Below are 22,267 nucleotides of genomic sequence, written 5' to 3' on the forward strand. Positions count from 1 at the left end.
TCGATACCCAGGTCGGGGGTGAGGGTAGCCCAGCGCAGCAGGTTGGCCCGCAGGGCGAGGTGGTAGGAGTCGTGCTCCGGGTGCCCGGCCTCGGCCCGTTGCCGTTCGGCCTCTTGGCGGGCCTGCTCGGCGGCTTGTCGGGCCTGCTCGGCTTCGGCTCGTTGTGCTTCAGCTTCGGCCCGTTGTTGCTCGGCCTCCAGGCGTTGTTGTTCAGCTTTCAGGCGTTGCTGTTCAGCCTCCAGCCGTTCGGCCTCGGCCTGTTGCTCCGGCCCGGCCTCGGAGGTCTGGGCGGGGATGGCGATTCGCACCGTTACATAGTCGCCGCCGGAGGTGTGGTTGCGGGTGGTGAAGCAGGCTTCGGTGAGCCCCTGGCGAGTGATGAGTTCGCTCTTCACCCGGTTGGACCGGATGCGGGCGATGGCCCGGGCGGCCGCTTCGTCGTGGAGCGAGCTGCAGTAGCCGTCGACCTGGATGGGGATGGTGCCGGCGAGTATCGCCTCTTTGTTCTGTACTACGCACGAGAGCAGACGGGTCAGCTCGGTGCCGTTGTTTCGGTAAGCGGTATAGAGGCCGTCGTTCCCCGGCTCGAACCGAAAGTGGTAGATGGTGTCGCCCTGTGTCTGTGCCACGAGCGGGTATACAACAGCCCATAGCACGAGGGTCATCAACAATTTTTTGAACATGTCGTTATATAGGATTTGGTATTATCGGGAAGGATTGTGTTTCAAATATAATATTATGGGAAGAATTGTGCAAATGGTGATTGTTAAAGGGTTTAACAACCGAGGCGTTGCACTGTTAAAATTTAACCAAAATTGTTGATAGAGCAAAGAAATTGTTGATAGAGCAAATTTTTCGGCCCTGATTTTTAACATTTGAAATGTTGAACATCGCTATTTTTTTGTTTCGAGCCCCTGTTTTTTGCTCTTTTTGGGAGGGAATATGTCCGTTTTTTTTATCGTCGAGAGGAACGAAGTCAGAGGTATCGCCGTTGTTGTCGAGCTCTTTTCCCGGACCTCGCCGTCCCGTCATTTCGCACTCCCTCGCTGGACCCCGCATCGTGGTGCGGGGTGACCCGGTATGTTCATTCTTCTCAACAGCGAGAAGAACGAACCAAGAAGCGCCGCCGCTGTTATCGGGCATTCTCGCTCGGAGTCTGTCACCGCCCTCGGGGGCTGCGGAACTTGCTGTGCTCAAACAGTCCTCGCCCTTCTTCCTCGGTCGGCTAGTCTCCTCCCGGCCCGATAAAGGCGGTGTTTGCTTCGTGCTCGCAGCTCGCTTGCGCCTTATGTGGCTACGGTCATTCCGCACTTTCTTGGTCATACTGCGCTGCGACGCGGTGCTCCACGTCATACCGCGCCTTGACGCGGTATCCAGGAATACCCGGTAAAGGCCCTTTCCCGTTTGCGGCCCCTCTCTGGACCCCGCATCGTGGTACGGGGTGACCCACACACTGGCCCCCGCATCGTTGTGCGGGGTGACCCACACACTGGCCCCCGCATCGGGTGCGGGGTGACTCGCGCTACGGTTTAAAACAGAAGCGGGGACATACATCGTGTATGCCCCCGCTATGGGTGTCGTCGGCAAGGATGTGCCTTACCGTACGGTAGAGTCTTTATTTAGCCTCCTCTTCTACGACGCCGGTCATAATTACCTCGATGAGGTTTTTGCCGTTGAAGATCTTCTTGGTGAAGGCCTTCATGTCGTCGATGGTGATGCTGTTGAGGGTCTCTTCGTAGTTGCTCTCGTTGTCGCCGTAGCCCAACTCGAAGTCAGAAATCACATCTCTCCAATAGGAGTTCTCACGCAGGTTTTGAGCATGTTTCTTGAGCATATACTCTTTCACCTTGGTGAAATCTTTTTCGCGAGGACCCTCTTTCACAACCTTCATCAACTCGGCATGAGCGCGGTCGGTGAGACGTTTCTCGTCTTGCGGGTTGGTGTCGAAGCCGAAGAGGAACAACCACTCGTTGTCGATTGACGAGAAGTTGGCCATGGTACCTACGCCGTAGGTTCCACCCTCTTCTTCACGGATGGTCTCGGTATATACAATGTCCATTACCTGGTTGAGAATGCTGAGCATAAGGTTGTTGCGCAGGTTGTATTTCTCGTCGCCCGAGTAGATGGCATAGACGGTCGATTTGGCCGTTTCCATCGGTTGGTTGTAGTGGTTCGTGACGATACCCTTTTGAGTTCCGATCAGTTTGCCCACTTTGTCGCGGCTCTTGCTGGCCGGGAGCGAAGCGATGTATTTCTCTACATAGGGTTTGAGCGAGTCGGTGTCGAAGTTACCTACGAAGATGAAGGTATAGTCGGCGGCATTGGCCAGGCGCTCCTTGGCGATTTGGAGAATGCGGTCGTAGCTGATCTGGTCGATGTCTTCGGCTTTCAACTGACGGCGCAAGGGGTTGTGGTCGTAGAGGGTAGCCGAGAGCGAATCGCTGAAGATGTATTGCGGCGTGTTGGCATAGTTGACGAGAGCTGCTTTCGATTGCTCTTTCCAGGCGGCAAATGCCTCGTCGTCGCGGTGCAGGTCGGTGAAGGTGAGGTATACGAGTTGCATCATCGTCTCGAGGTCTTTCGTGGCACACGAAGCGAATACCGATTCCTGAGCCCCGCCCATCGAGAAGCTCGACGATACCTTCTTGCCGGCCAGGGCTTTCATCAGGTCGGTCTTGCCGAATTGGCCGAGGCCACCCAGTTCAACGATTTCGTTGAGCGATTTCAGGTCGCGGGCCAGAGCCGGATCGTTGGTGTTGTAGAGCGAATATCCACCTTTGCTGACAGCCAGCATGGTGATTTCGTCGCTCTTGAAGTCGGTGGGTTTGAGCACCACTTTGGCACCGTTGGAGAGGGTCCACTCGGTCGTGCCGAATTTCTTACCGGCAGCGCTCTTGGTCACTTTGCCGGCAACGGGCTCTTTCGAGATGAGGGGTTCGTTCGATACCTTGTCGACATAGGGGGCAACCTCTTCGGCCTCTACCTCTTTGATGGCAGCCAGTACCTGGTCTTTGTCGGGGTAGGTAACACCCTCTTTGTCGGGACCGGTAAGCGAGATGACCATGTTCTCTTCGCTGATGAGCGATTTTACATATTGGTTCACCATATCGACCGTGATAGCGGGCGACATCTGCTTGATGAGGTTATACTCCATTTCGATGCCGGGGATGTAGCCGCCGTCGATGAAGTGACGGATATACTCTTCGGCATAGTCGACGTTCTTGCGGTTGTTACGTTCGTTGTAGAGGTTCTCGTAGTTCGAGAGCATCGTGGCGCGTGCCCGGTCGTACTCCGAAGCGGTGAACCCGAAGCGGTCTATACGCTCGGCCTCGCGGATGATACCCTTGATGGCGTCGATGGCACCGTTGTCTTTACCCACGGCAATGAGGGTGAAGGCGCTTTTGGTCTTCGATACGAAGAAGTCGCCGTCGAAGATGGCACCGGCAATGAAGGGAGCATCGGGTTTCTGGGTAATCTCGGTGATGCGGTCGTTGAACATGATACCAATCACGCCGTTCATGTAGTCGGTGATGGCCCCGTTGATGGTACCGCGCATTTCACGAGGCATGGGGTCGTGTTTCATGTAGATGTCTACACGGGTGTAGGCGGCCTCTTTGTCCTTGTGGAAGGCAAAGATGGGCTCTTTGTTGTCGGGCACGGGATAGTATACGCGCTCGGCAGCGTTTTCGGGCATTTTGATTTTGCCGAAGAGTTCTTTGATTTGAGCCTCCATCTTGTCGGCATCGAAGTCACCGATTACGATGATACCCTGTTGGTCGGGGCGATACCATTTGTGGTAGTAGTCGCGCAGAGCCTGGTAGGGGAAGTTCATCACTACCTCCATGGTACCGATAGGCATGCGGTTGGCATACTGGCTGCCCTCGAACATGACGGGTACCGTAGCCTCCCAGGTACGCCAGTTGGCATCGGCACGCGTACGCCACTCTTCGTGGATAACGCCGCGCTCTTCGTCGATATCCTTATCGTTGAGCGAGATGGCGCAAGCCCAGTCGTAGAGCACGAGCAGACACGAGTCTACCAGATTCTGATTCTGCGTGGGGACGTTGGAGATGCGGTATACCGTTTCGTCGAAACCGGTATAGGCATTGAGGTCGACACCGAACTTGATACCGTTGTTCTCGAGGTAGTTGAGCATCGTCTTTCCGGGGAAGTGCTCGGTACCGTTGAAGGCCATGTGCTCGAGGAAGTGGGCCAAACCGCGTTGGTCTTCGTTCTCGAGAATCGAGCCTACCTTTTGGGCAATGTGGAACTCGGCACGGTTCTTGGGTGTTTCGTTGTGACGTACATAGTAGGTGAGACCGTTGTCAAGCACACCGTAGCGTACGTTGGGATCGATGGGCAATGCTTCCATCTGAGGAGCTTGCTGAGCCGATACCCATTGGGCTACGGCCAGGAAAGCAAGCACTAATCCCGATTTTACCATTCGTAAATTCATTGTGTTTTGATTTAATGATAAATATTGGTGTTTGTGTTATTTTGTTGTCTCTTCGTTATCTCCTTGATATTCGAGTATGTCGCCGGGCTGGCAGTTCAACTCCTTGCAGATGGCCTCGAGGGTCGAGAAGCGTATGGCTTTGGCCTTCCCGGTCTTGAGTATAGAGAGGTTGGCGGGAGTAATATCTATCTTGCCCGAAAGTTCGTTGAGCGAAATTTTCCGTTTCGCCATCATGACATCAAGGTTCACAATAATCGGCATAGGCAATGATTTAGATGGTGAGGTCCAACTCTTCGCGTTGTTTGTGGGCAATGTTCAGTATCTCGGCCAGCAGCAGCAAGATAAAGGGGATGGTGACTGCCGGGCTCATCTCGGGGTAGCAAAGGGTGTAACCGCCCAGGTCGAGGTGCGAACGGTAGTATCCGGTTGCAATGAACAGGTCGATATAGCTGATGAAGTAGAAGGCAATCATGTAGTAGGAGAGGAGCCGCAGGCGTCGGATGTTCTTGTGGTTCATCAAACCGTCGGCCGCTACCGAACGGATGAGCTTGACCAGCATCACAATCATGGCTATGAACGAGGCCAGTGAGAGCAGAGTAAAGATTGCAGCACAGATTCTCAGCCCTTGCGGTACCATCGAGTCGGGTATGTAGAGGATCCCGCCGGTCGATAGCGTGAGGCCCGGTATCGAGCCGAATTCGCTCAGTTGCAGGTTGTCGGGCTTGATGGTGCTTATCTGCAACGACGATTTCCCCAGCCCGTTTTCAAAACCGATGAACGAGGAGTTGAACCCAATCGTGAACCCTTTGGAAAAGTCGAGTACGATGGGGATGAGTATGAGCAATGCAATTAACAGGTTGAGTAATTGTATTTTCCGTTTTGTCTGCTTGTCGTAAAACATATAAGCCGTGTTGTATTGGTAAGACAAAGGAAAGAAATGTTTTTGAGAAAAACAAGAAAAACAGTATATTTTTATCGAAAAACGATAAAATTTGATTCGGAACAGGGGGGCGGGGAAGCCGGTTATTTGTTGTCGATGTCCGAGATATAGCCGTTCATCATGGCATAGAAACTGAGTCCCGATACGGTTTTGATGCCCAGTTTGGCGGTGAGGTTCTTGCGGTGGCTGAGCACGGTGTTGATGCTGATGTTGAGTTGGTCGGCAATCTCTTTGTTCATAAATCCCTTGGCCACCAGTTTCAACACCTCGGTCTCGCGAGGCGAAAGCTCTTGGGGCAGGCTTTCGGCTTGTCGGCCGAGCTGTTCGACAAAGCGTTCGAGGCGTTCGAGCAGGCTCTCCTTCTCTTCGTCGATGGGGAGTGTGGGGGCAAACGATTCGGACGATTGGTCGCCGTGAGCCGTAAGCAGCATGATGCGGCTCTTGCGGGGCAGGAAAAAGTCGCTGTATTGCAATACGGCGTCGGCAAAGAGCAGGTAGGCATCGAACTGCTCGGGGGTGTCGTCGAAGAAATCTTCTGCTCGGTTGTAGAGTGCAGGGGTCACGTCGAAGTATCGTTGGAACAGATGCTTCAGACCTAAGTTCAGCAGGGTATGCGGGGTGACGACGGCGATACGCATGAGCAGTTTCTTGGGTTATTCTTTATCGTGGCAGGCTTTGAGCATGGCATCGGCAATGGGGCGCAGGATGCGGTTGCGTATGCGGTTGTGCTGCTTGATGTCTTTCTCGAGGCTGTACAGGGCGAAGATAACACCGTGGCACAGGTTGAGGTCGTACTCGCCCCGCAGATGAATGACGAAGAGGCTCTTGAGGTCGTCGAGTTTCTCTTCGAGCGAGTCGGGCTCGTCGTGGTCGTAGCGTATGTGCTCGCCATAATATTCGCCTTGCAGCTGCTCGGCCGCGGCCCTGATGGCGGGGAACCAGCTGGTGCGGTCGCGCTCGATGCGCGAGAGCAGCTCTTTCTTCAGCTCCTCGAAAAACTGCTTCATCAGCTCGAGGTTGTTGTTGTCGCTGTCGCTCTGCGAGATGAGCGAGTTGAAGTGCCGCTCGATATTGGGGATCTGAAACTGTTGGTAGTAAGCGTTGGTTTGTGTGAGGTAGTCGACAATCTGGGTGGCACAGAACGATTTGAGCCGGTTCTCGGGGAAGTAGTCTTCGTTGATGAAGGTGTTGAGAATCGTCACGAAAAACTCGCAGTCGAGTTTCTTCTCTTCGCATACGGTGCGTATGCTCTTGTCGCCGACACCTAAGATAATTCCGAATCGGTTGATGACCGGGATAATCGAGGGTTCGTTCAGGATGACGTCGCAAAGTTTACTTTCGGCGTTTATCAGTGCCATGGTTCGTTATTTTTATAGATGATGTCGTTTTCGGTAATAATCAGGTCCATCTGTATGTCGTGGGGCTCGGCTGGAATCTCGTCGACCAGTTGCAGTCCGTAGCAGATGCCTATCTTTCGGGCCGGGGTCTGTCGCAGCAAACGGTCGTAGTAGCCTTTGCCGCGGCCCAACCGGTTCATACGGCGGTCAAAAGCTACCCCCGGCACGACAATCCACTCGAGCAGCGAGGGGTCTACGGCCGTGTCGTCGGCCGGCTCCCAGATGCCGAAGGCTCCCTGCTTCACGGCCCCTTCGTCATAGGCGGCCACCACCAGGTCGTCGCCGGCGACAATGGGCAGATAGAGCTGTTTGGCCGTGCTCCATCTCGAGAGCAGCGGTCGAGTGTCTACCTCGTCGGGCAGAGCGTGATAGAGCATGAGGCGGCTCACCCGGTCGAAGCCGGGCAGCGACTCTATGGCCGCGCAGATGCGTCGCGAGAGCTCCTCCCGCTCGGCAGGAGTGAGGGCCCGCTTCAACTGCTTGATTGTTTGCCTGAGCTGGTGTTTGTCGTGCATGACGTGTCGCTCCTATTTCGTGCCCGTGCTTGCGGTCGAGGTCCCGCTCAACAGCCGGTTGTAGTTCTGCTCGTCGGCCAGTACCTCCTGGGCTTTGCGCAGCGTCTCGTCGTCGCGCAGCAGCAGTTTGTAGAAAGCCTCTTCACCCAGGATGTTGCGGGCAATGTAGGCCTGCAAGGTGTTGATGATGAGTCGGCGCGAGATGTTGATGTAGACGGGGCGCGGGCGTATGCCTTTTTGTGCCGCATATTGCACGAAGCTGTTCAGCAGACTGTTGCCCTCGATCATCGGCATCAGGTCGTCGAGGTCTTTGGCTTTCGACAGGCGGTCGCGGTTCTTATCGGTGAAGTCGAAGGCATACTGGTAGAGGGTACCCTCGTTGATTACGTTGTTGAAGTACGAGGTGTATCCGGTCGTATCGCGTGGTACGAAGATGTCGGGCATGATGCCGCCTCCACCGTATACCTCGCGTCCGTTGACGGTGTGGTATACCAGTTCTTTGTTCTGCTTGATGCTGTCGGCGTTGAAGAACTCGCCGTGTTTATAGCGGTTGACAATATCCATGCTGTAATCGTCGGCCTTGCCCAGCTCGTACTGTTTCTGGATGCAGCGGCCCGAAGGGGTGTAGTAGCGGGCTACCGTAAGGCGTATGGCCGAGCCGTCGCGGAAGGGAATCTGCTGTTGTACCAACCCCTTGCCGAAGGTACGGCGTCCTACAATCAGACCTCGGTCGTTGTCTTGTATGGCCCCGGCAAAGATTTCGCTCGACGAGGCCGACCATTCGTCGGTGAGGATGATAAGCGGAGCATCCTGGAAGGTGCCGGTCCCGTTCGAGACGGCATCCTCACGCTCGAAGGCCCGGCCTTCGGCATAGACAATCAGTCGGTTGGCCGGGAGCAGTTCGTTGGCCATGTTGATGGGAATATCCATCAGACCACCGCTGTTGCCGCGCAGGTCGATGATAAAGCTCCGGGCTCCCTCGTTGTTCAGCTTGGAGAGGGCATTGATGAACTCGTCGTAGGTGGTGCGTCCGAATTTGCTTACCTTGATGTAGCCAGCCTGGTCGTCGAGCATGAAGGCGACGTCGATGCTGTTCACGGGAATGTCGCCCCGGGTTACCTCGTAGGTGAGGGGCTTCTTGGCCGTCTTGCGCACGATGGTGAGTTTGACTACCGAGTCTTTGGGACCTTTCAGATTTTTTATTACGCTCTCGTTGCTGATGCCTTCGCCCACGAAGGCCGAGTCGTTGATGGCGACGATGCGGTCGCCGGCCAGAATGCCCACCTTTTCGGAGGGACCGCCCGGGATTACACTCACTACGTTGATGGTGTCGTTGAGGATATTGAACTGAATGCCGATGCCGCTGAACGAGCCTTCCAACTCTTCATTGACACTCTCCAGGTCTTGGGCCGGAATATAGGCCGAGTGGGGGTCGAGCTCGCCCAGAATCTTGGGCATGACGTTTTCGATAAGGTCGTCTCGGTTTACGGTATCGACATACTGTTGTTCGATACATTGCAGCAGGCTTTCGATTTTGTCGTATTGCGCGCTGCCGCCGAAGGGATTTTGAATGGAGAAGAATCGTCCGATTAAGATGCCCCCCACGATAGCTACGGCTACGAGCAGGGGAATCCAGACGAAGCGGGCTTTGTTATTGTTCATAATCGATGCGGATAATTTAAACGCGTTCTGTTGTTATAGAAGAAAAACATATTATCGGCGAGATTGCTCACAGGGGCGACGGGCTTTTCCCAGTTTCTCTCTGGAGCCTCTCGTCTTGGTATCTATCTTTTTCGATGGTTCGGGCGGTATTGACTCCCGATTGACAAATCGCTTGCGGAGCGATTGTCTCCGTGGGGTTACAGTCCCGACTCCTGCGGTTTGTGCTCGTCGGCTTGCGGGTCGATGAAGTCGACCTTGACGTGAGCATTCCGCAAGAGGTCGATACCGTCTTGCAGCCGGTAATACTCCGAGAATACCACACGCTTGATGCCTGCCTGAATAATCAGTTTGGCACATTCGATACAAGGCGATGAGGTGACATACAGGGTGGCTCCGTCGCTGCTGTTGTTGCTGCGGGCCACTTTGGTAATAGCGTTGGCCTCGGCATGCAGCACGAAGGGGAAGGTGTGTCCGCTCTCGTCTTCGCAGCAGTTTTCAAATCCGGCCGGCGTACCGTTGTATCCGTCGGAGATAATCATCTTGTCTTTGACAATCAAGGCTCCGACCTTACGCCTTTGGCAATAGGAGTTTTCGGCCCAGATTTGCGCCATGCGTATGTAGCGCTTGTCCAGGTTCAGTTGTTTGTCGGTGCTATTTAATTTCGTATCCATATATCCTGCGATAATGATTTACAAAAATAGCTGTTTTGCGGTTATTTATCCTCTTTTTTTATCAAATAATAACGGTGCACCGGCAAGAAAAATGAGCCGGGCATCGGGCCGCATAGTAAAACGGGGTGTCGGATAGCCTCCGACACCCCGTGTAATCAGTCGATAAAGCGGCGTAATATGTTGTCGTAGGCATCGATGCGGCGGTCGCGCAGGAAGGGCCACCAGCGGCGCACATTCTCGCTGCGGCCGAGGTCGACCTCGACTACCTGGCACCATTCGTTGTCGCTGGGTGCTGCGGCCAATATCTCACCCTGAGGACCACACACGAAACTGTGGCCCCAGAACTGGATGCCCCGGGTCTGTTGCGAGGGGTCGGGCTCGTGTCCCACCCGGTTGACGGCGATGACCGGCAGACCGTTGGCTACGGCGTGTCCCCGTTGCGAGATAATCCAGGCATCCTGCTGGCGCTTTTGCTCCTCGGGGGTATCGGAGCTTTCCCAACCGATGGCGGTGGGGTAGATGAGCAGGTCGGCTCCCTGCAGGGCCATGAGGCGGGCAGCCTCGGGGTACCACTGGTCCCAGCACACCAGCACGCCCAGTGTACCTATCGAGGTCTGGATAGGCTTGAAGCCCAGGTCGCCGGGGGTAAAGTAGAACTTCTCGTAATAGGCGGGGTCGTCGGGAATGTGCATCTTGCGGTATTTCCCGGCCATGGAGCCGTCGGTGTCGAAGACGACGGCCGTGTTGTGATAGAGCCCGGGGGCGCGGCGTTCGAAGAGCGAGGTGACCAGCACGATGTGCAGGTCGCCGGCCAGGCGGCCGAAGAATTCGGTCGACGGGCCTGGTATGGGTTCGGCCAGGTCGAAGTTGTCGGTCGATTCGGTTTGGCAGAAGTAGAGGCTGTTGTGCAGCTCTTGCAGCACCACGAGTTGGGCCCCCTGGGCGGCACATTGTTCGATGCGCTGTTTCAGCCGGTTCATGTTGTCGGCCCTATCGCCGCTGTTATGTTGTTGGACGAGTCCGACTTTGATTTTCTTTTCGGTCATGTTATATAGCATTTTATCGTAATACATTCTCGGGGTATTGCATGGTAACGCAGTGCAGTGACCCGTGTTGCCGGATGAGCGGCGAGCAGTCGATACCCACCATCTCCCGGCCGGGGAAGGCGGCTTGCAGAACCTCGGCGGCAGCCCGGTCGTTGGCCGGTTGCCGGTAGGTGGGGTATAGCACGGCATCGTTCATGATGAGGAAGTTGGCGTAGGTGGCAGGCAGCCGCTCGCCATTCTCGTCATGTACCGCATCGGCCATGGGCAGGGGCAGCAGCCGGTAGGGCGAGCCATCGAGGGTGGTGAAGGTGCGCAGTTGTTCCTCCATGCGGCGCAGCGCCTCGTAGTGCTCGTCGGTGGTATCGGTACACCGTACGTAGACAATGGTATCGTCGGGGGCGAACCGGGCCAGGGTGTCGATGTGGCTGTCGGTGTCGTCGCCGGCCAGATAACCGTGGTCGAGCCACAAGACGCGTTGCAGTCCGAAGGTCTCTTTCAGATACTCTTCGATGCGTTCCTTCGACCACTCGCCGTTGCGGTTGGGCGAGAGCAGGCATTCGCTTGTGGTGAGCAGGGTGCCGGCGCCGTCGCTTTCGAGTGCGCCCCCCTCGACTACGAAGTTGAGCCGGTTTTCATACCGGGCCCGGAATCGGTTTTGCCGGTAGAGCGTCGAGGTGATGAGGTTGTCGTAGTTGGCGGCAAACTTGAGTCCCCACCCGTTGAACTTGAAGTCGTAGATGCAGGGCTCGCCGTTGCGCAGGAGGGTGATGCCACCGTGGTCGCGAGCCCACGTGTCGTTGGTGGAGCACTCGGCGAAGGTCACCGCATCGGGGTCGACCACCCCTTGCAACAGTTGCTTTACCTGCTCGGGGTGCGGCGTGACAATCAACAGATGCTCGCGTTTGGCAATCTCACGGGCGAGGTCGATGTAGCAGGCCGTCACTTCGTCGAGCATGTAGGCCCAGTCGGTCGCTTCGTGGGGCCAGGTGAGCTGGATACCCGATTGCGGGTACCACTCGGCCGGGAAGAGTATCGTGGAGTTCATGCCTTCGGAGTTTGCGGTTTACGGTCGAAGTAGGGACTCTTCGACGATACACTCAGTGCCAGCGCAATCACCTGTCGGCAGCCGGGCAGCAGTTCCATCTCTTGAGCCGCGGCTCCGGCCGAGAACATCACCCGGGTGTCGATGCGCAGGTCGGCCGCTTTGGAGCAGGCCGAGCCGATGGCAATGCCCACGTCGATCGAGTTGATGGCGCAGGGATTTTCCTGCGGGTTCTCGGCGCAAGTCTTGTAGCCGCAATAGGCACAGTTGAGGCCCTGTACCTGGCGGCGGGTGCCGATGAGGATAACGGCGTCGGACTGTTCGATGTTGCCGGCATCGCGCAGGAAAAACTTCATGTCGCGTTTTTCGCTCTCCTCTCTCATTCGGTGGGCCAGCGCCAGCAGGTCGTCGCCGGTGACGGTGGCGATCTCGATAATATCTATTCCCTTCCCTTTGGGTGCGGTGCGGGCCGCCATCATAATCTGCTTGGCAGCTTCGCACACAGCCTCTTTACGAGTATCACGTTCGTTGTAAATCATGTTGTCGTCTTTATTTGATACAAAGATAATAAAAGGTGAGAGCAGAGGCAAATGGGAAACACGGAATGTGAAAAGATGATGCGTAAAGGTCTAATTTGTTTTCGCTTTTTTACAAGTTTTCAATCACTTTTTATAAAAGATTTTCTATATTTGTAAACCAAGATATGCAATAATGTGTTCATTTGATAAATAGGAATGCCATGAGTAATGATATTACAATCATATTTGATGATATTATTAAGCAATATCGTACTTTGGATTTGGCGGAAGAGATGTTTCGGTCGATGATGGAGGACGATAAGCAGTTGGAAGCCGATTATCAAGAGTGGTGCGATACGATGGGAGTCTCGGGACGAAAGGGTTTTGCTTACTATTATGAAGAGTATCTCGAACAGCAAGATTCGGTATGGGATAGTCTCGATGATCACGATGAGAGATAGTCATCCGGGCAAATGAGTGCGTTTGCCCAACCATGAAGAGGGACTGTTGTACGATTTTCTACGGGCTTTGAACGTAGAAAAATAGAGGATCGTGGGGCAATCGAGAGGGAATGAACAAAAATCTTCTTTATCTTTGTTCTTCAGAAATCGAAGAATATGAACCGAGCCTATTATTGGATATTGCCGCTGTTGCTGTGCGCAGGTTGCCAGGGCGGTGTAGAGACTTCGTATGTGATCGACGGGCATGTAAACAATGCCGAAGCTAACGGAAATATCATCTATCTCTCTCATAGCAATGGCGACGAGCTGGTCAATCTCGACAGTGCGATTGTCGACGACGGCCTCTTTTCGTTTCGCGGGGAGCAAGAGGTTCCTATCATGGCCTATTTGCGTTTCAACCGTTCGCTCGACTCGCTGGCCGTGCCGGTGCTGTTTGTGCTGGAGAACGGCTCGATGGAGGCCACGATGGATACCTTGTATTCGACCGTGACGGGTACCGAACAAAATGCGGCATTCGAGTTGTACAAGGCCGAAGTTCATCGGCTCGACTCGTTGCGCGGCCGGTTGCACGAGCGTTATCTCGAACTGGTGGCCGACAGCCAGATGACGGCCACGCTCGAGTCGTCGATGTATAGGCAATATGGCCATCTCGACGACGAGGCGACCGATCGTGCCTATCGGTTTATTCGTCAGAATCGCAATTCGCCGGCCTCGCTCTGGCTGCTCGAGTCGATGCAGAGCCGTTTCAGCGAAGCCCAGTTGGAGCAGCTTCTGTCGGAGCTGGGTAGCCGCAACAAGAGTGCACAGGTGCTGACCGATATAGCTCAGCGGCTGCGCAATGCCGACAAGATAGAGCCGGGCAGCCCGTACGTAGATGTACCGTTGGTCGATATGTGGGGGCGAAGCACCTCGCTGTCGGGCTATGTGGGGTATGCTCGCTATGTGGTCGTGGGGTTCTGGCAAGCCGGCAGCGACCCTTCATGCCGGGCCATGGTCAAGTTGGGTGAACTGTATCGTGAGTATGGCTACCGAGGTGCAATCTTCCTGTCGGTCTCGCTCGACAGCAATGCCGAGTTGTGGCGCGAGCAGGTGCAGGCACTGAAGTTGCCGGCCCACCAGTGTATTGCCGCCAATCCTGACGAGGTAGAGTCGCGCTATGCTCTGGCCGCGGTTCCCGCCTTTGTGCTCATCAATCCCGACGGGACCATAAATTCCCGCAATCTCACGCTCGAGCAGTTGGGCAGCAAGTTGCAGGAGCTGTTGCCCTATCGGATGCGTCGCGATACGGTGTCGGCCAAGTCGGACAGTTTGGCGAAAAAGAAAATATAGGCGTATGCGCATCGTATCGCTGGTAGAGAATACTACAAACTCGGAGCTGACGGCTAAACATGGCCTCTCGTTGTATATAGAGACTCGTCGGCACAGGATTTTGTTCGACTTGGGTCCCGATAATACCTTGTTTGAGAATGCCGCCAAGCGAGGCATCGATATTTCAACGGTCGATACGGTCGTCATTTCTCACGGGCACGCAGACCATGGGGGAGCTTTGAAGAAGTTTCTGGAGATAAACTCCCGGGCTGCCGTTTATGTGCAGAGAGAGGCTTTTGAACCCCATTACAGCAAGGTCTGGTTTTGCAAGGTGCCAATCGGGCTCGATCGGAGTCTGATGTCGCACCGGCAACTGGTGTTGCTGGAGGGCGATTGTACAATTGATGATGAGCTGCGGCTGTTTACCGTGAAGAGCCGCAGCGATAGATTTTACTCTCCGGCCAACCGTGTCCTCTATGATGAACGGGGGCAGGACGCTTTCGGGCACGAGCAGAACCTGATTATCGCCGAAAACAAGATGGTCTTGATTATGGGCTGCGGCCACTCGGGCGTCGTGAATATTATGGACGTTGCGGCAAAGTATCGCCCCTCCTTGTGTGTGGGCGGTTTCCATCTGTTCAATCCCGTTACCCGGAAATCGGTACCTGAGAGTCTGCTCGACGACATAGCCGCCGAGTTGCGCGGCAAATACGCGGATACCCTGTTCTATACGTGCCACTGCACGGGAAAGTCGGCATTCGACTATTTGGCCCGGCACATGGATAATATGCACTATATCGCTTGCGGCGACACTCTTGAAATTTAGTGAAGCATTATATGACTGCATAAAAAAAGCGCTCGACAGTGTCGGGCGCTTTCCTTATTATAGATTCGTCGATTATTCAGCAACGACTTCGAAGGGGATTTCTACGCTAACCTCTTTGTGGAGTTTGATAGTAGCTTTGTAGTGGCCCACTTCTTTTACAGGGTCTTTGATAATGATTTGTTTGCGGTCTACGTTGTGGCCCAGTTTCTCGAGAGCCTCGGCGATTTGGATGTTGTTAACCGAACCGAAGATGGTACCCGTCGAGCTGGTTTTTGCACCGATGGTGAGCGATACACCTTCGAGGACAGCAGCCAGAGCTTGAGCGTCGGCTTTGATTTTCTCGAGTTTGTGAGCACGTTGTTTCAGGTCCTCTTCACGCATTTTCAGAGCCATGGGCGAAGCGATAACAGCTTTTCCTTGGGGGATGAGGTAGTTACGACCGTATCCGCTTTTTACCGTAACGACATCGTCTTTGTAACCGAGGTTGGCGATGTCTTCTTTCAATATTACTTGCATGCTAAAATTCCTCCTTCGTTTAATTATTTCATCAAATCAGTTACATAAGGGAGCAGCGCCAGGTGACGGGCTCTTTTCACAGCTTGTGCAATACGACGTTGAAATTTCAACGAAGTTCCTGTGATACGACGGGGCAGGATTTTGCCTTGTTCGTTCAAGAATTTTTTCAGGAATTCAGGATCTTTGTAGTCGATATACTTGATACCGTTTTTCTTGAAACGGCAGTATTTTTTCTTTTTGATGTCAACCGACGGAGGGGTCAAATATCTGATTTCGGATTGTGCTTGTGCCATTTTTTAGTTCTCCTTTACTTCTTCTACTTTGTTAGACGATTTAACACTTCTTCTCTTTGCAGCGTATTCGGCAGCAAATTTGTCCATTCTGAACGTCAAGAAACGGATTACACGTTCGTCACGACGGAATTGAATTTCCAGTTTGGCGATGACAGAAGGGTCGGCGTCAAATTCCAGCAGGTTGTAAAAACCGGTGGTTTTCTTTTGAATAGGATAGGCGAGCTTGCGCAATCCCCAGTTTTCCTCATTCACGATTACGGCACCTTGCTCGGTGAGAATCGTTTTGAATTTGTCTACCGCTTCCTTCATCTGTACATCAGACAAAACGGGAGTTAAAATGAAAACGGTTTCGTAATGATTCATACTCGTTTAGTTTAACGTATTTGGTTAATAGTTTTTATTAGCGGGGCAAAGGTAGAGATTATCTTGCAATTATACAACCCTTTGCGACGGTTTTTTCTCTTTTTTCTGTCGGTGCCTGGTCGATTGGGGTTAATCTCAGGCTTTGGTCGACTCGTATTTTTTGTAAAAGAGGGTGAGCAGTACAAAGCCGACCAGGGCGAGCGGTGCCCCGATGAGGGCGGGGTAGCGGTAGTCGAGACCAGCCTCGAGCGGCAGGCCTCCCAGGAAGGCTCCGATGGCATTCCCCAGGTTGAAGGCTACCTGCACGCAGGCGGCACCCAGCAGCTCGCCACCCTTGGCAAAGTGAATGATTGAGATTTGCTGAGGGCTCGACACGGCAAAGAGTCCGGCGGTGCACAGGCACATGAGCAGTACGGTGAGCCATCCGACAGGAGCCGCGAAAAAGATGGCGAGCAGGGCCATGAAGAGCAGCAGTTGGGTGTAGGCAGCCACGCGGCCGGGGGTGTAGATGTCCGACAGGCGTCCGCCCAACAGATTGCCTACCACCATGCCGAATCCGGCCAGCACCATCAGCAGGGTGACACTTTCGGTCGGGAAGCCCGAGACTTGGGTGAGCAGCGGGTTGATGTAGCTGTACCAGCAGAACACGCCGCCGTTGCCCAGCATGGTGGCTCCCAGGATGAGCCAGGGGGCTTTGGTCTTCAAGAAACGGAACTGTCCTTTGAATCCCGTGTCGGGCAATCCCTCGACCTGAGGTACCCACTTCCAGATGTAGTAGAGCACGATGAGGCCCCACACACCCACCAGCAGGAAGGTGAGCCGCCACGAGAGCAGCGTGCTGAGCGAGGTGCCCAGCGGTACCCCGAAGAGGTTGGCGATGGTCATGCCGGCAATCATAATCGAGACCGCCTCCGAGCCCTTCCCTTTATCGGCCAGCTTCTCGGCCACAATCGACGCTACCCCGAAGTAGGCTCCGTGGGGGAGCCCCGAGATGAACCGGGCCATCATCATGGTCCAGTAGTTGGGGGCCAGCGAGGCAAACAGGTTGCCGGCCATCATCACGGCTACCAGACCGAGCAGGATATTTTTCAACGGCAGTTTGCGGGCCATGGTCAGAAGGGGAGCTCCGGCACATACGCCCAGAGCGTAGGCCGAAATCAAATGGCCGGCCGTAGGAATAGTGATGTGTAGATCGGCGGCTATGTAGGGGAGGATAGCCATCATGACAAACTCGGCGATTCCAAGCCCCAATGTGCCGAACGCCAATGCAATAAGACTCTTTTTCATACGATACCTTAATAACCTATTGAACGCAGGGAGCAACCTGCCCGGGCAGCCCCTCCCTGAAAATCGGGTGCAAAGGACGCAAAATCTTGCGGGTTGTACAAACTTTGTGTCTCTTTTTTTTGCCAGTGGAACAGGCATAAAAAAACCGCTGCCTTTTTGTGCAAAAGGTAGCGGCCTTGCTGGGGATTGCTCCCGAAATTGTTTACTTAACTTCGATCGATTTTCTTACACCGGCATTGTTTTCAACAGGCAGTTTGGGAAGTTCGACCGACAAAACGCCATGTTCGACATGAGCCGAAATTTTGTTTTTGTCGACATCGTCGGGCAGAATCATGGTCTGCTGGAATTTCGAATAAGAGAATTCGCGACGCAGATAGTGCTCTTTCTTCTTTTCGTCTTTGTTTTCGATTTTCTTCTCCATCGTGATTACGAGGTTGTCGTTCTCATCGACGTGAACCTGGAAATCGTCTTTCGTCATACCCGGAGCAGCCACTTCTACGCAGTAGTCGTTTTCATGTTCGATCACATTGATGGCAGGTGCTGTAGCATTGGCTTTTTCCATCCATTCATTATCAAAGAAATCATTGAAAATGTCGGGCAACCAACCTTGGTTTTTTCTCATGGGTACCATAATTATAATCTCCTATCTTTAAGTTGTTTATTATCTGTTTTGCTTTCGGATCTCTTTCGATTACCGAAATCACCTATCTACTTGCAAAGGGTGTGCCAATACCGTTTGGCACCTGTTTTGCCCCGGATGTGGTGACAAGAGTGCGCCGAAGTGGACAGACTTGCGCCGAAGTGGCCTATTTGTCACATCGGGTGCGAGGCTTGTAAGGTTCGGGTGCGAGGCCTCGGACGGCAGAGTCTCACCGCCTTCTCCGGCGATACAGGCACATGCCGTAGATGATTGTCGAGGTAAGTGCCTCGGTCACCGGCATGGCCAGCCACATACCAGTGGTTCCCCACACGGCGGGGAGCAGGTAGAAGCATGGAATGAGGAGGATTACACCGCGCATCAGCACAAACAGAATCGACTCTCTTATCCGTTCCAGACTCTGGAAGTAGCCGATGACAGCCACGTTGGCAATGAAAAAGACGGTGCCTGTACCCAGGTAGGGAAATCCCGCCGTAGCTATTCTTCCGGCTTGGCTCTGGGTGTCGACAAACAGCCCTACCAGTTCTCGTGGAAACAGAATAAACAGCAGCGACAGGCACACGCCGAACAGGGTTGCCGTGCGCAACAGCAGGCGGCGGGTCTCTCTCACTTTGTGCCAGAGGCCGGTGCCGTAGTTGTAGCTGATGATGGGTTGGGCCGACTGGGCTATGGCATTTCCGATCATGAAGAAGAAGGGGGCATAGTAGCAGGCAATGCCAAAGGCGCCTACGCCCGAATCGCCCAGATAGTGCATAAATTGCCAGTTGCCTATGTAGATAAAGATGGCCATTGTCAGTTCGCCCAGCAGCGACGACAAGCCTATCTTGCACTGGTAGCCGAGGTTTCGGCCGGCCAGGCGGAGGCTCTTGACGCTTGTTTTCAAGGCGATTATGCGTAGCGACCGGCCCATGAATAGCAGATAGTACAAGGCCATGACACCGCCGGCCACAATGCTGAGGGTAGTGGCTATTGCCGCCCCTTTTACTCCCATGCCAAGGGGGAAGATGAAGAGCCAGTCGAGCACGATATTCAGCAGGGCCGGCACAATGTTGCACCACATGGCAAAGCGGGGTGAGCCATCGAGGCGGATAATGAAGAGCCCTATCAGCATCCAGGTCTGGAAGACAAAGGCCGGCATAATCCATTGCAGGTAGTCGAGAACTTGCGGCATCAGGCTCTCCGACGAGCCCAGCAGCCGGGCCGTCTCGGCCGGGAATATCAGTACCAGCACCGTGAGTACGGTTATAAACAAGGTAGTCGCCAGCAGGGCTTGGGAAATGTTGAGCCGGGCAGTCTTCACCTTTTTATAAGAGAGGTGAATGGACGATACTACCGAGCAGCCGGAGCCGATCATGAGCCCCAGGCCGGCTACGAATTGGTAGATGGGAACGACCAGGTTTACGGCGGCAACCCCGTCGGCACCGGTGCCGTGCCCTACAAAGATACCGTCGATAGTACATACAGCCGACATGGCGAACGAACCCAGCAGGGTGGGAATCAGTAGTTTGCGGAAGAGTGTGGCGACAGGCTCTTTCTGAAAGTCGATAGCGTCTCGGTTCATACAAGCAGAGTTGTGTTTGTGGGTCTTTTACGAGGGGCAAAGGTAGTGAGATGTATCTTCCCGGAGGGGAGCAGAACCCCGACAAGTAGGGTACTTTTCCGAACAAAATGGGGCGTAAGTTGGGGAAATACCCTATTTTTGCATCTCAGAAAGGTATTTTTCAATATATGAAGTCGTTCAAGTACAGGCTCTCGCCCGAGGGCAGCGAATGCAGCTACGGCACAACCGACCTTCGCCCCTGTCTGGGGTGTCCTATCGAGGTCGAGGGGTGTGTGGTGCTGATGTGTACCGAGGGGGTAGCGCTTTTCTCCATCGACTTTCACAACTACACCTTCCGTCGGGGCGATTTGCTGGTGGTCATGTATGACCGCACGGTAATCCCGCTCAAGGTCTCGGCCGGATTCCGGGTCGAATGGGTATCGCTGTCGCTTTCGGTTTGCAACGATACCTTCTATAAAATCTCTTCGGTAAAGTTTTGGGACCGCTTCTATTTCTACCCGGTTTGCCGTCTGGAGCCTGAGCATCCACGGCTGGTCGAGTCTTGGCTGTTGCAGGTGAAGTGGATTGCCCGACACACGGAGGATACCTACCGCACCGAACTGTTGCAAAGTGTATTCTATCAGCTCATGCTCTCGCTCTGCTGCGAAATGGAGAGGCTGTCGCTGGCTTCGGGCAAGAGCGAGAAACGAAGTCATGCCTGGGTGGTCGCCAATGACTTTATGGTGCTGGTGGGTCGCCACTATGTCAAGCACCGCGACGTGGCCTATTATGCCACCCGCCTTTGTGTCAGTCCCGATTACCTCAATAAACTGTCGCTCAAATATATCTTGATGACCCCCAAGGAGTATATCAACCGGCAGTGTATTATGGCTATCAAGACCTATTTGAGTAGTACCGACCTGTCGGTCAAGAATATTGCCAACGAACTTAACTACGAGGATGCCTCGTATTTGTGCCGTTTCTTTCGTCGAATGACGGGTATGTCGCCTCTGGAATACCGCGAGCGGTTGGGCAAGCCGTGAGCGACCGGGGCCGGAAAAAGTCCGGGCGAGCTTGTTTCTCTGCATTCACCTTTCAGTATCTTTTACTAAGACAGGAGGCGGTTTGGCATAGTCAAATTTGAAAACGTGGTTTTCATTTGCCTTTGCAATCTTCTTTCGCTATCTTTTCAGAAGACAGGATGCGGTTCGGCAGAGTCAAAATTGAAAACTGCGTTTTCTTTTGCCTCTACTCTCACCTTTCGCTATCTTTGTTACACGAAGACAGGAGGCGGCTCGGCATGGTCAAATTTGAAAACAAAGTTTTCATTTGCCACTGCTCTCGCCTTTCACTATCTTTGTATTTACATTATACATAAATGAGATGAAAACCATACGGGAAATATATCGCATAGGGTATGGCCCTTCGAGCAGCCATACGATGGGGCCGCGCAAGGCTTCGGAAATGTTTTTGGAACGCCATCGCGATGCGGCGGCATTCGAAGTGACGTTATACGGCAGTCTGGCCGCTACGGGGCGGGGCCACTTGACCGACGTGGCTATCCTCGACACGTTGCGTCCCCATGCGCCGGTCGAGATTGTGTGGAAGCCTTCGGTATTTCTGCCTTTTCACCCCAATGGCATGACCTTCCGCTCGAAGAACAGCCGGGGCGAGGTGACCGACGAATGGACGGTCTTCAGCATCGGAGGCGGTGCGTTGGCCGAGGAGGGGAAGGCTCTCGACGAGTCGCCCGAGCTTTATGAGATGAACCACATGACCGAGATACTCAACTGGTGCGAACGCACGGGGCGCAGCTATTGGGAGTATGTGCAGGAGTGCGAGGACGACGACCTCTGGAACTACCTGACCGAGGTGTGGGCCGTGATGCGCCAGGCCATCGAGCGGGGGCTCGACCAGGAGGGCGTGTTGCCGGGGCCGTTGAACCTGCGGCGCAAAGCCTCTTCCTACTATATAAAGGCCAAGGGGTATAAGGATAGCTTGAAGAGCCGTGGGCTGGTCTTTGCCTATGCCCTGGCCGTGAGCGAAGAGAATGCCTCGGGTGGCCGTATTGTCACGGCACCTACCTGCGGCTCGTGCGGGGTGGTACCTGCCGTGCTGTATCATTTGCAGAAGAGCCGCGACTTCAGCGACATGCGCATCCTGCGGGCGTTGGCTACGGCCGGTTTGGTGGGTAATATCGTGAAACAGAATGCCTCGATTTCGGGGGCCGAGGTGGGCTGCCAGGGCGAGGTAGGCGTGGCGTGTGCCATGGCTTCGGCGGCAGCCAGCCAACTGTTCGGGGGCAGCCCGGCACAGATCGAGTATGCCGCCGAGATGGGTCTCGAGCATCACCTGGGCATGACGTGCGACCCGGTGTGCGGCCTGGTGCAGATTCCCTGCATCGAGCGGAATGCCTATGCCGCGGCCCGGGCTCTCGATGCCAATATCTATTCGGCCTTTACCGATGGCAACCACCGGGTTTCGTTCGACAAGGTGGTGGCGGTAATGAAGCAGACCGGGCACGACCTGCCGTCGCTCTACAAGGAGACGGGCGAAGGTGGCTTGGCCAAGGATTACGAGCAGATGTAGCACCGGGAGGGCCGCGCTCGGCAACTGTCTTTATCCGATTGATTCGGGTAGATGGGGCCGGTGGCGATGGTTTGATGGAAAAAAATAATAGCCTCTTTTTCGCCGATAGTGAGCAAAAAGGAGGCTAAATTTGTTTTTGTAGCAAAGTTGAGTTATTTTTGTAGTTGTTTAAGCAATGA

The 22,267-nt window shown here is 54.2% G+C and carries 23 protein-coding genes and 1 pseudogene; 5 read left to right on the plus strand and 19 right to left on the minus strand.

Going from position 1 to position 22,267, the window contains the following annotated elements:
• From Q1K76_RS01045 to Q1K76_RS01105, 13 genes and pseudogenes are all read right to left on the minus strand, one after another.
• Positions 1-683, minus strand: a pseudogene (locus Q1K76_RS01045) (hypothetical protein); the annotation flags it as partial.
• A gap of 115 nt (positions 684-798) precedes the next feature.
• Positions 799-1,143 carry a hypothetical protein gene (locus tag Q1K76_RS01050; RefSeq protein ID WP_300130391.1) on the minus strand — a complete coding sequence of 115 codons (345 nt, stop codon included), beginning with the start codon at positions 1,141-1,143 and terminating at the stop codon, positions 799-801.
• Positions 1,144-1,615: 472 nt separating this feature from the next.
• Complete coding sequence (locus Q1K76_RS01055) at positions 1,616-4,456, minus strand: pitrilysin family protein (RefSeq protein WP_300130393.1); 2,841 nt, start codon at positions 4,454-4,456, stop codon at positions 1,616-1,618.
• Positions 4,457-4,492: 36 nt separating this feature from the next.
• Positions 4,493-4,717, minus strand: a complete 225-nt coding sequence (locus Q1K76_RS01060) for a helix-turn-helix transcriptional regulator (RefSeq protein WP_258328211.1) — start codon at positions 4,715-4,717, stop codon at positions 4,493-4,495.
• Positions 4,718-4,727: 10 nt separating this feature from the next.
• Positions 4,728-5,357: a DUF2975 domain-containing protein gene (locus tag Q1K76_RS01065; RefSeq protein WP_143240863.1), complete on the minus strand. Its 630-nt coding sequence runs from the start codon at positions 5,355-5,357 to the stop codon at positions 4,728-4,730.
• A 122-nt stretch (positions 5,358-5,479) separates the two neighbouring features.
• Complete coding sequence (locus tag Q1K76_RS01070) at positions 5,480-6,034, minus strand: LuxR C-terminal-related transcriptional regulator (RefSeq protein WP_298663303.1); 555 nt, start codon at positions 6,032-6,034, stop codon at positions 5,480-5,482.
• Between the two features lie 15 nt (positions 6,035-6,049).
• On the minus strand, positions 6,050-6,754 hold the full coding sequence (locus Q1K76_RS01075) for a helix-turn-helix transcriptional regulator (protein WP_298663302.1): 705 nt from the start codon (positions 6,752-6,754) through the stop codon (positions 6,050-6,052).
• Complete coding sequence (locus tag Q1K76_RS01080) at positions 6,745-7,308, minus strand: 5-formyltetrahydrofolate cyclo-ligase (RefSeq protein ID WP_258328215.1); 564 nt, start codon at positions 7,306-7,308, stop codon at positions 6,745-6,747. Before Q1K76_RS01080 ends, Q1K76_RS01075 begins: the two co-directional genes overlap by 10 nt.
• A 12-nt stretch (positions 7,309-7,320) precedes the next feature.
• Complete coding sequence (locus Q1K76_RS01085) at positions 7,321-8,970, minus strand: S41 family peptidase (RefSeq protein ID WP_300130396.1); 1,650 nt, start codon at positions 8,968-8,970, stop codon at positions 7,321-7,323.
• A gap of 197 nt (positions 8,971-9,167) precedes the next feature.
• Positions 9,168-9,641, minus strand: coding sequence for a dCMP deaminase family protein (locus Q1K76_RS01090; protein WP_300130397.1), 474 nt, complete (start codon positions 9,639-9,641; stop codon positions 9,168-9,170).
• 155 nt (positions 9,642-9,796) lie between these two features.
• Positions 9,797-10,687, minus strand: coding sequence for a carbon-nitrogen hydrolase (locus Q1K76_RS01095; RefSeq protein ID WP_258328216.1), 891 nt, complete (start codon positions 10,685-10,687; stop codon positions 9,797-9,799).
• A 13-nt stretch (positions 10,688-10,700) separates the two neighbouring features.
• Complete coding sequence (locus Q1K76_RS01100) at positions 10,701-11,732, minus strand: agmatine deiminase family protein (RefSeq protein WP_258328217.1); 1,032 nt, start codon at positions 11,730-11,732, stop codon at positions 10,701-10,703.
• Positions 11,729-12,268, minus strand: coding sequence for a ferredoxin domain-containing protein (locus Q1K76_RS01105; protein ID WP_300130399.1), 540 nt, complete (start codon positions 12,266-12,268; stop codon positions 11,729-11,731). The genes Q1K76_RS01100 and Q1K76_RS01105 overlap by 4 nt, the downstream gene beginning before the upstream one ends.
• 200 nt (positions 12,269-12,468) lie before the next feature.
• Here Q1K76_RS01105 and Q1K76_RS01110 point away from each other — a divergent pair, with 200 nt between their 5' ends.
• From Q1K76_RS01110 to Q1K76_RS01120, 3 genes are all read left to right on the plus strand, one after another.
• Positions 12,469-12,708, plus strand: coding sequence for a hypothetical protein (locus Q1K76_RS01110; protein WP_087407280.1), 240 nt, complete (start codon positions 12,469-12,471; stop codon positions 12,706-12,708).
• A gap of 156 nt (positions 12,709-12,864) precedes the next feature.
• Positions 12,865-14,037, plus strand: coding sequence for a TlpA disulfide reductase family protein (locus Q1K76_RS01115; RefSeq protein ID WP_300130401.1), 1,173 nt, complete (start codon positions 12,865-12,867; stop codon positions 14,035-14,037).
• A gap of 4 nt (positions 14,038-14,041) precedes the next feature.
• The gene (locus tag Q1K76_RS01120) at positions 14,042-14,842 is read left to right on the plus strand and encodes an MBL fold metallo-hydrolase (protein ID WP_300130403.1); all 801 of its coding nucleotides are present in this window, start codon (positions 14,042-14,044) and stop codon (positions 14,840-14,842) included.
• A 72-nt stretch (positions 14,843-14,914) separates the two neighbouring features.
• Here the strand turns inward: Q1K76_RS01120 and rplI are convergent, their stop codons facing one another.
• The 6 genes from rplI to Q1K76_RS01150 form a co-directional block, all read right to left on the minus strand.
• Positions 14,915-15,358 carry a 50S ribosomal protein L9 gene (gene rplI / locus Q1K76_RS01125; protein WP_300130406.1) on the minus strand — a complete coding sequence of 148 codons (444 nt, stop codon included), beginning with the start codon at positions 15,356-15,358 and terminating at the stop codon, positions 14,915-14,917.
• A gap of 23 nt (positions 15,359-15,381) precedes the next feature.
• Positions 15,382-15,651, minus strand: a complete 270-nt coding sequence (gene rpsR, locus Q1K76_RS01130) for a 30S ribosomal protein S18 (RefSeq protein ID WP_087407284.1) — start codon at positions 15,649-15,651, stop codon at positions 15,382-15,384.
• A gap of 3 nt (positions 15,652-15,654) precedes the next feature.
• Positions 15,655-16,014 carry a 30S ribosomal protein S6 gene (rpsF, locus tag Q1K76_RS01135; RefSeq protein ID WP_087407285.1) on the minus strand — a complete coding sequence of 120 codons (360 nt, stop codon included), beginning with the start codon at positions 16,012-16,014 and terminating at the stop codon, positions 15,655-15,657.
• A 135-nt stretch (positions 16,015-16,149) separates the two neighbouring features.
• Positions 16,150-17,301: an MFS transporter AraJ gene (araJ, locus tag Q1K76_RS01140; RefSeq protein ID WP_087407286.1), complete on the minus strand. Its 1,152-nt coding sequence runs from the start codon at positions 17,299-17,301 to the stop codon at positions 16,150-16,152.
• A 202-nt stretch (positions 17,302-17,503) separates the two neighbouring features.
• A complete protein-coding gene (locus Q1K76_RS01145) occupies positions 17,504-17,932 on the minus strand; it encodes an Hsp20/alpha crystallin family protein (protein WP_087407287.1) in 429 nt (142 codons plus the stop codon).
• 238 nt (positions 17,933-18,170) lie between these two features.
• Positions 18,171-19,520, minus strand: coding sequence for an MATE family efflux transporter (locus tag Q1K76_RS01150; protein WP_258327490.1), 1,350 nt, complete (start codon positions 19,518-19,520; stop codon positions 18,171-18,173).
• A 167-nt stretch (positions 19,521-19,687) separates the two neighbouring features.
• On the opposite strand from Q1K76_RS01150, the gene Q1K76_RS01155 reads away from it, so the two are divergent.
• Entirely contained in the window at positions 19,688-20,542 is an 855-nt protein-coding gene (locus Q1K76_RS01155; RefSeq protein WP_158096814.1) for an AraC family transcriptional regulator, read from the plus strand.
• Positions 20,543-20,882: 340 nt separating this feature from the next.
• Positions 20,883-22,088 (plus strand): L-serine ammonia-lyase, encoded by a 1,206-nt coding sequence (locus tag Q1K76_RS01160; RefSeq protein WP_300130410.1) that lies wholly within the window; start codon positions 20,883-20,885, stop codon positions 22,086-22,088.
• The last annotated feature ends 179 nt before the right edge of the window (positions 22,089-22,267 follow it).

This window comes from uncultured Barnesiella sp., from assembly GCF_946496565.1.
In the GTDB taxonomy this organism is placed as follows: domain Bacteria; phylum Bacteroidota; class Bacteroidia; order Bacteroidales; family Barnesiellaceae; genus Barnesiella; species Barnesiella merdigallinarum.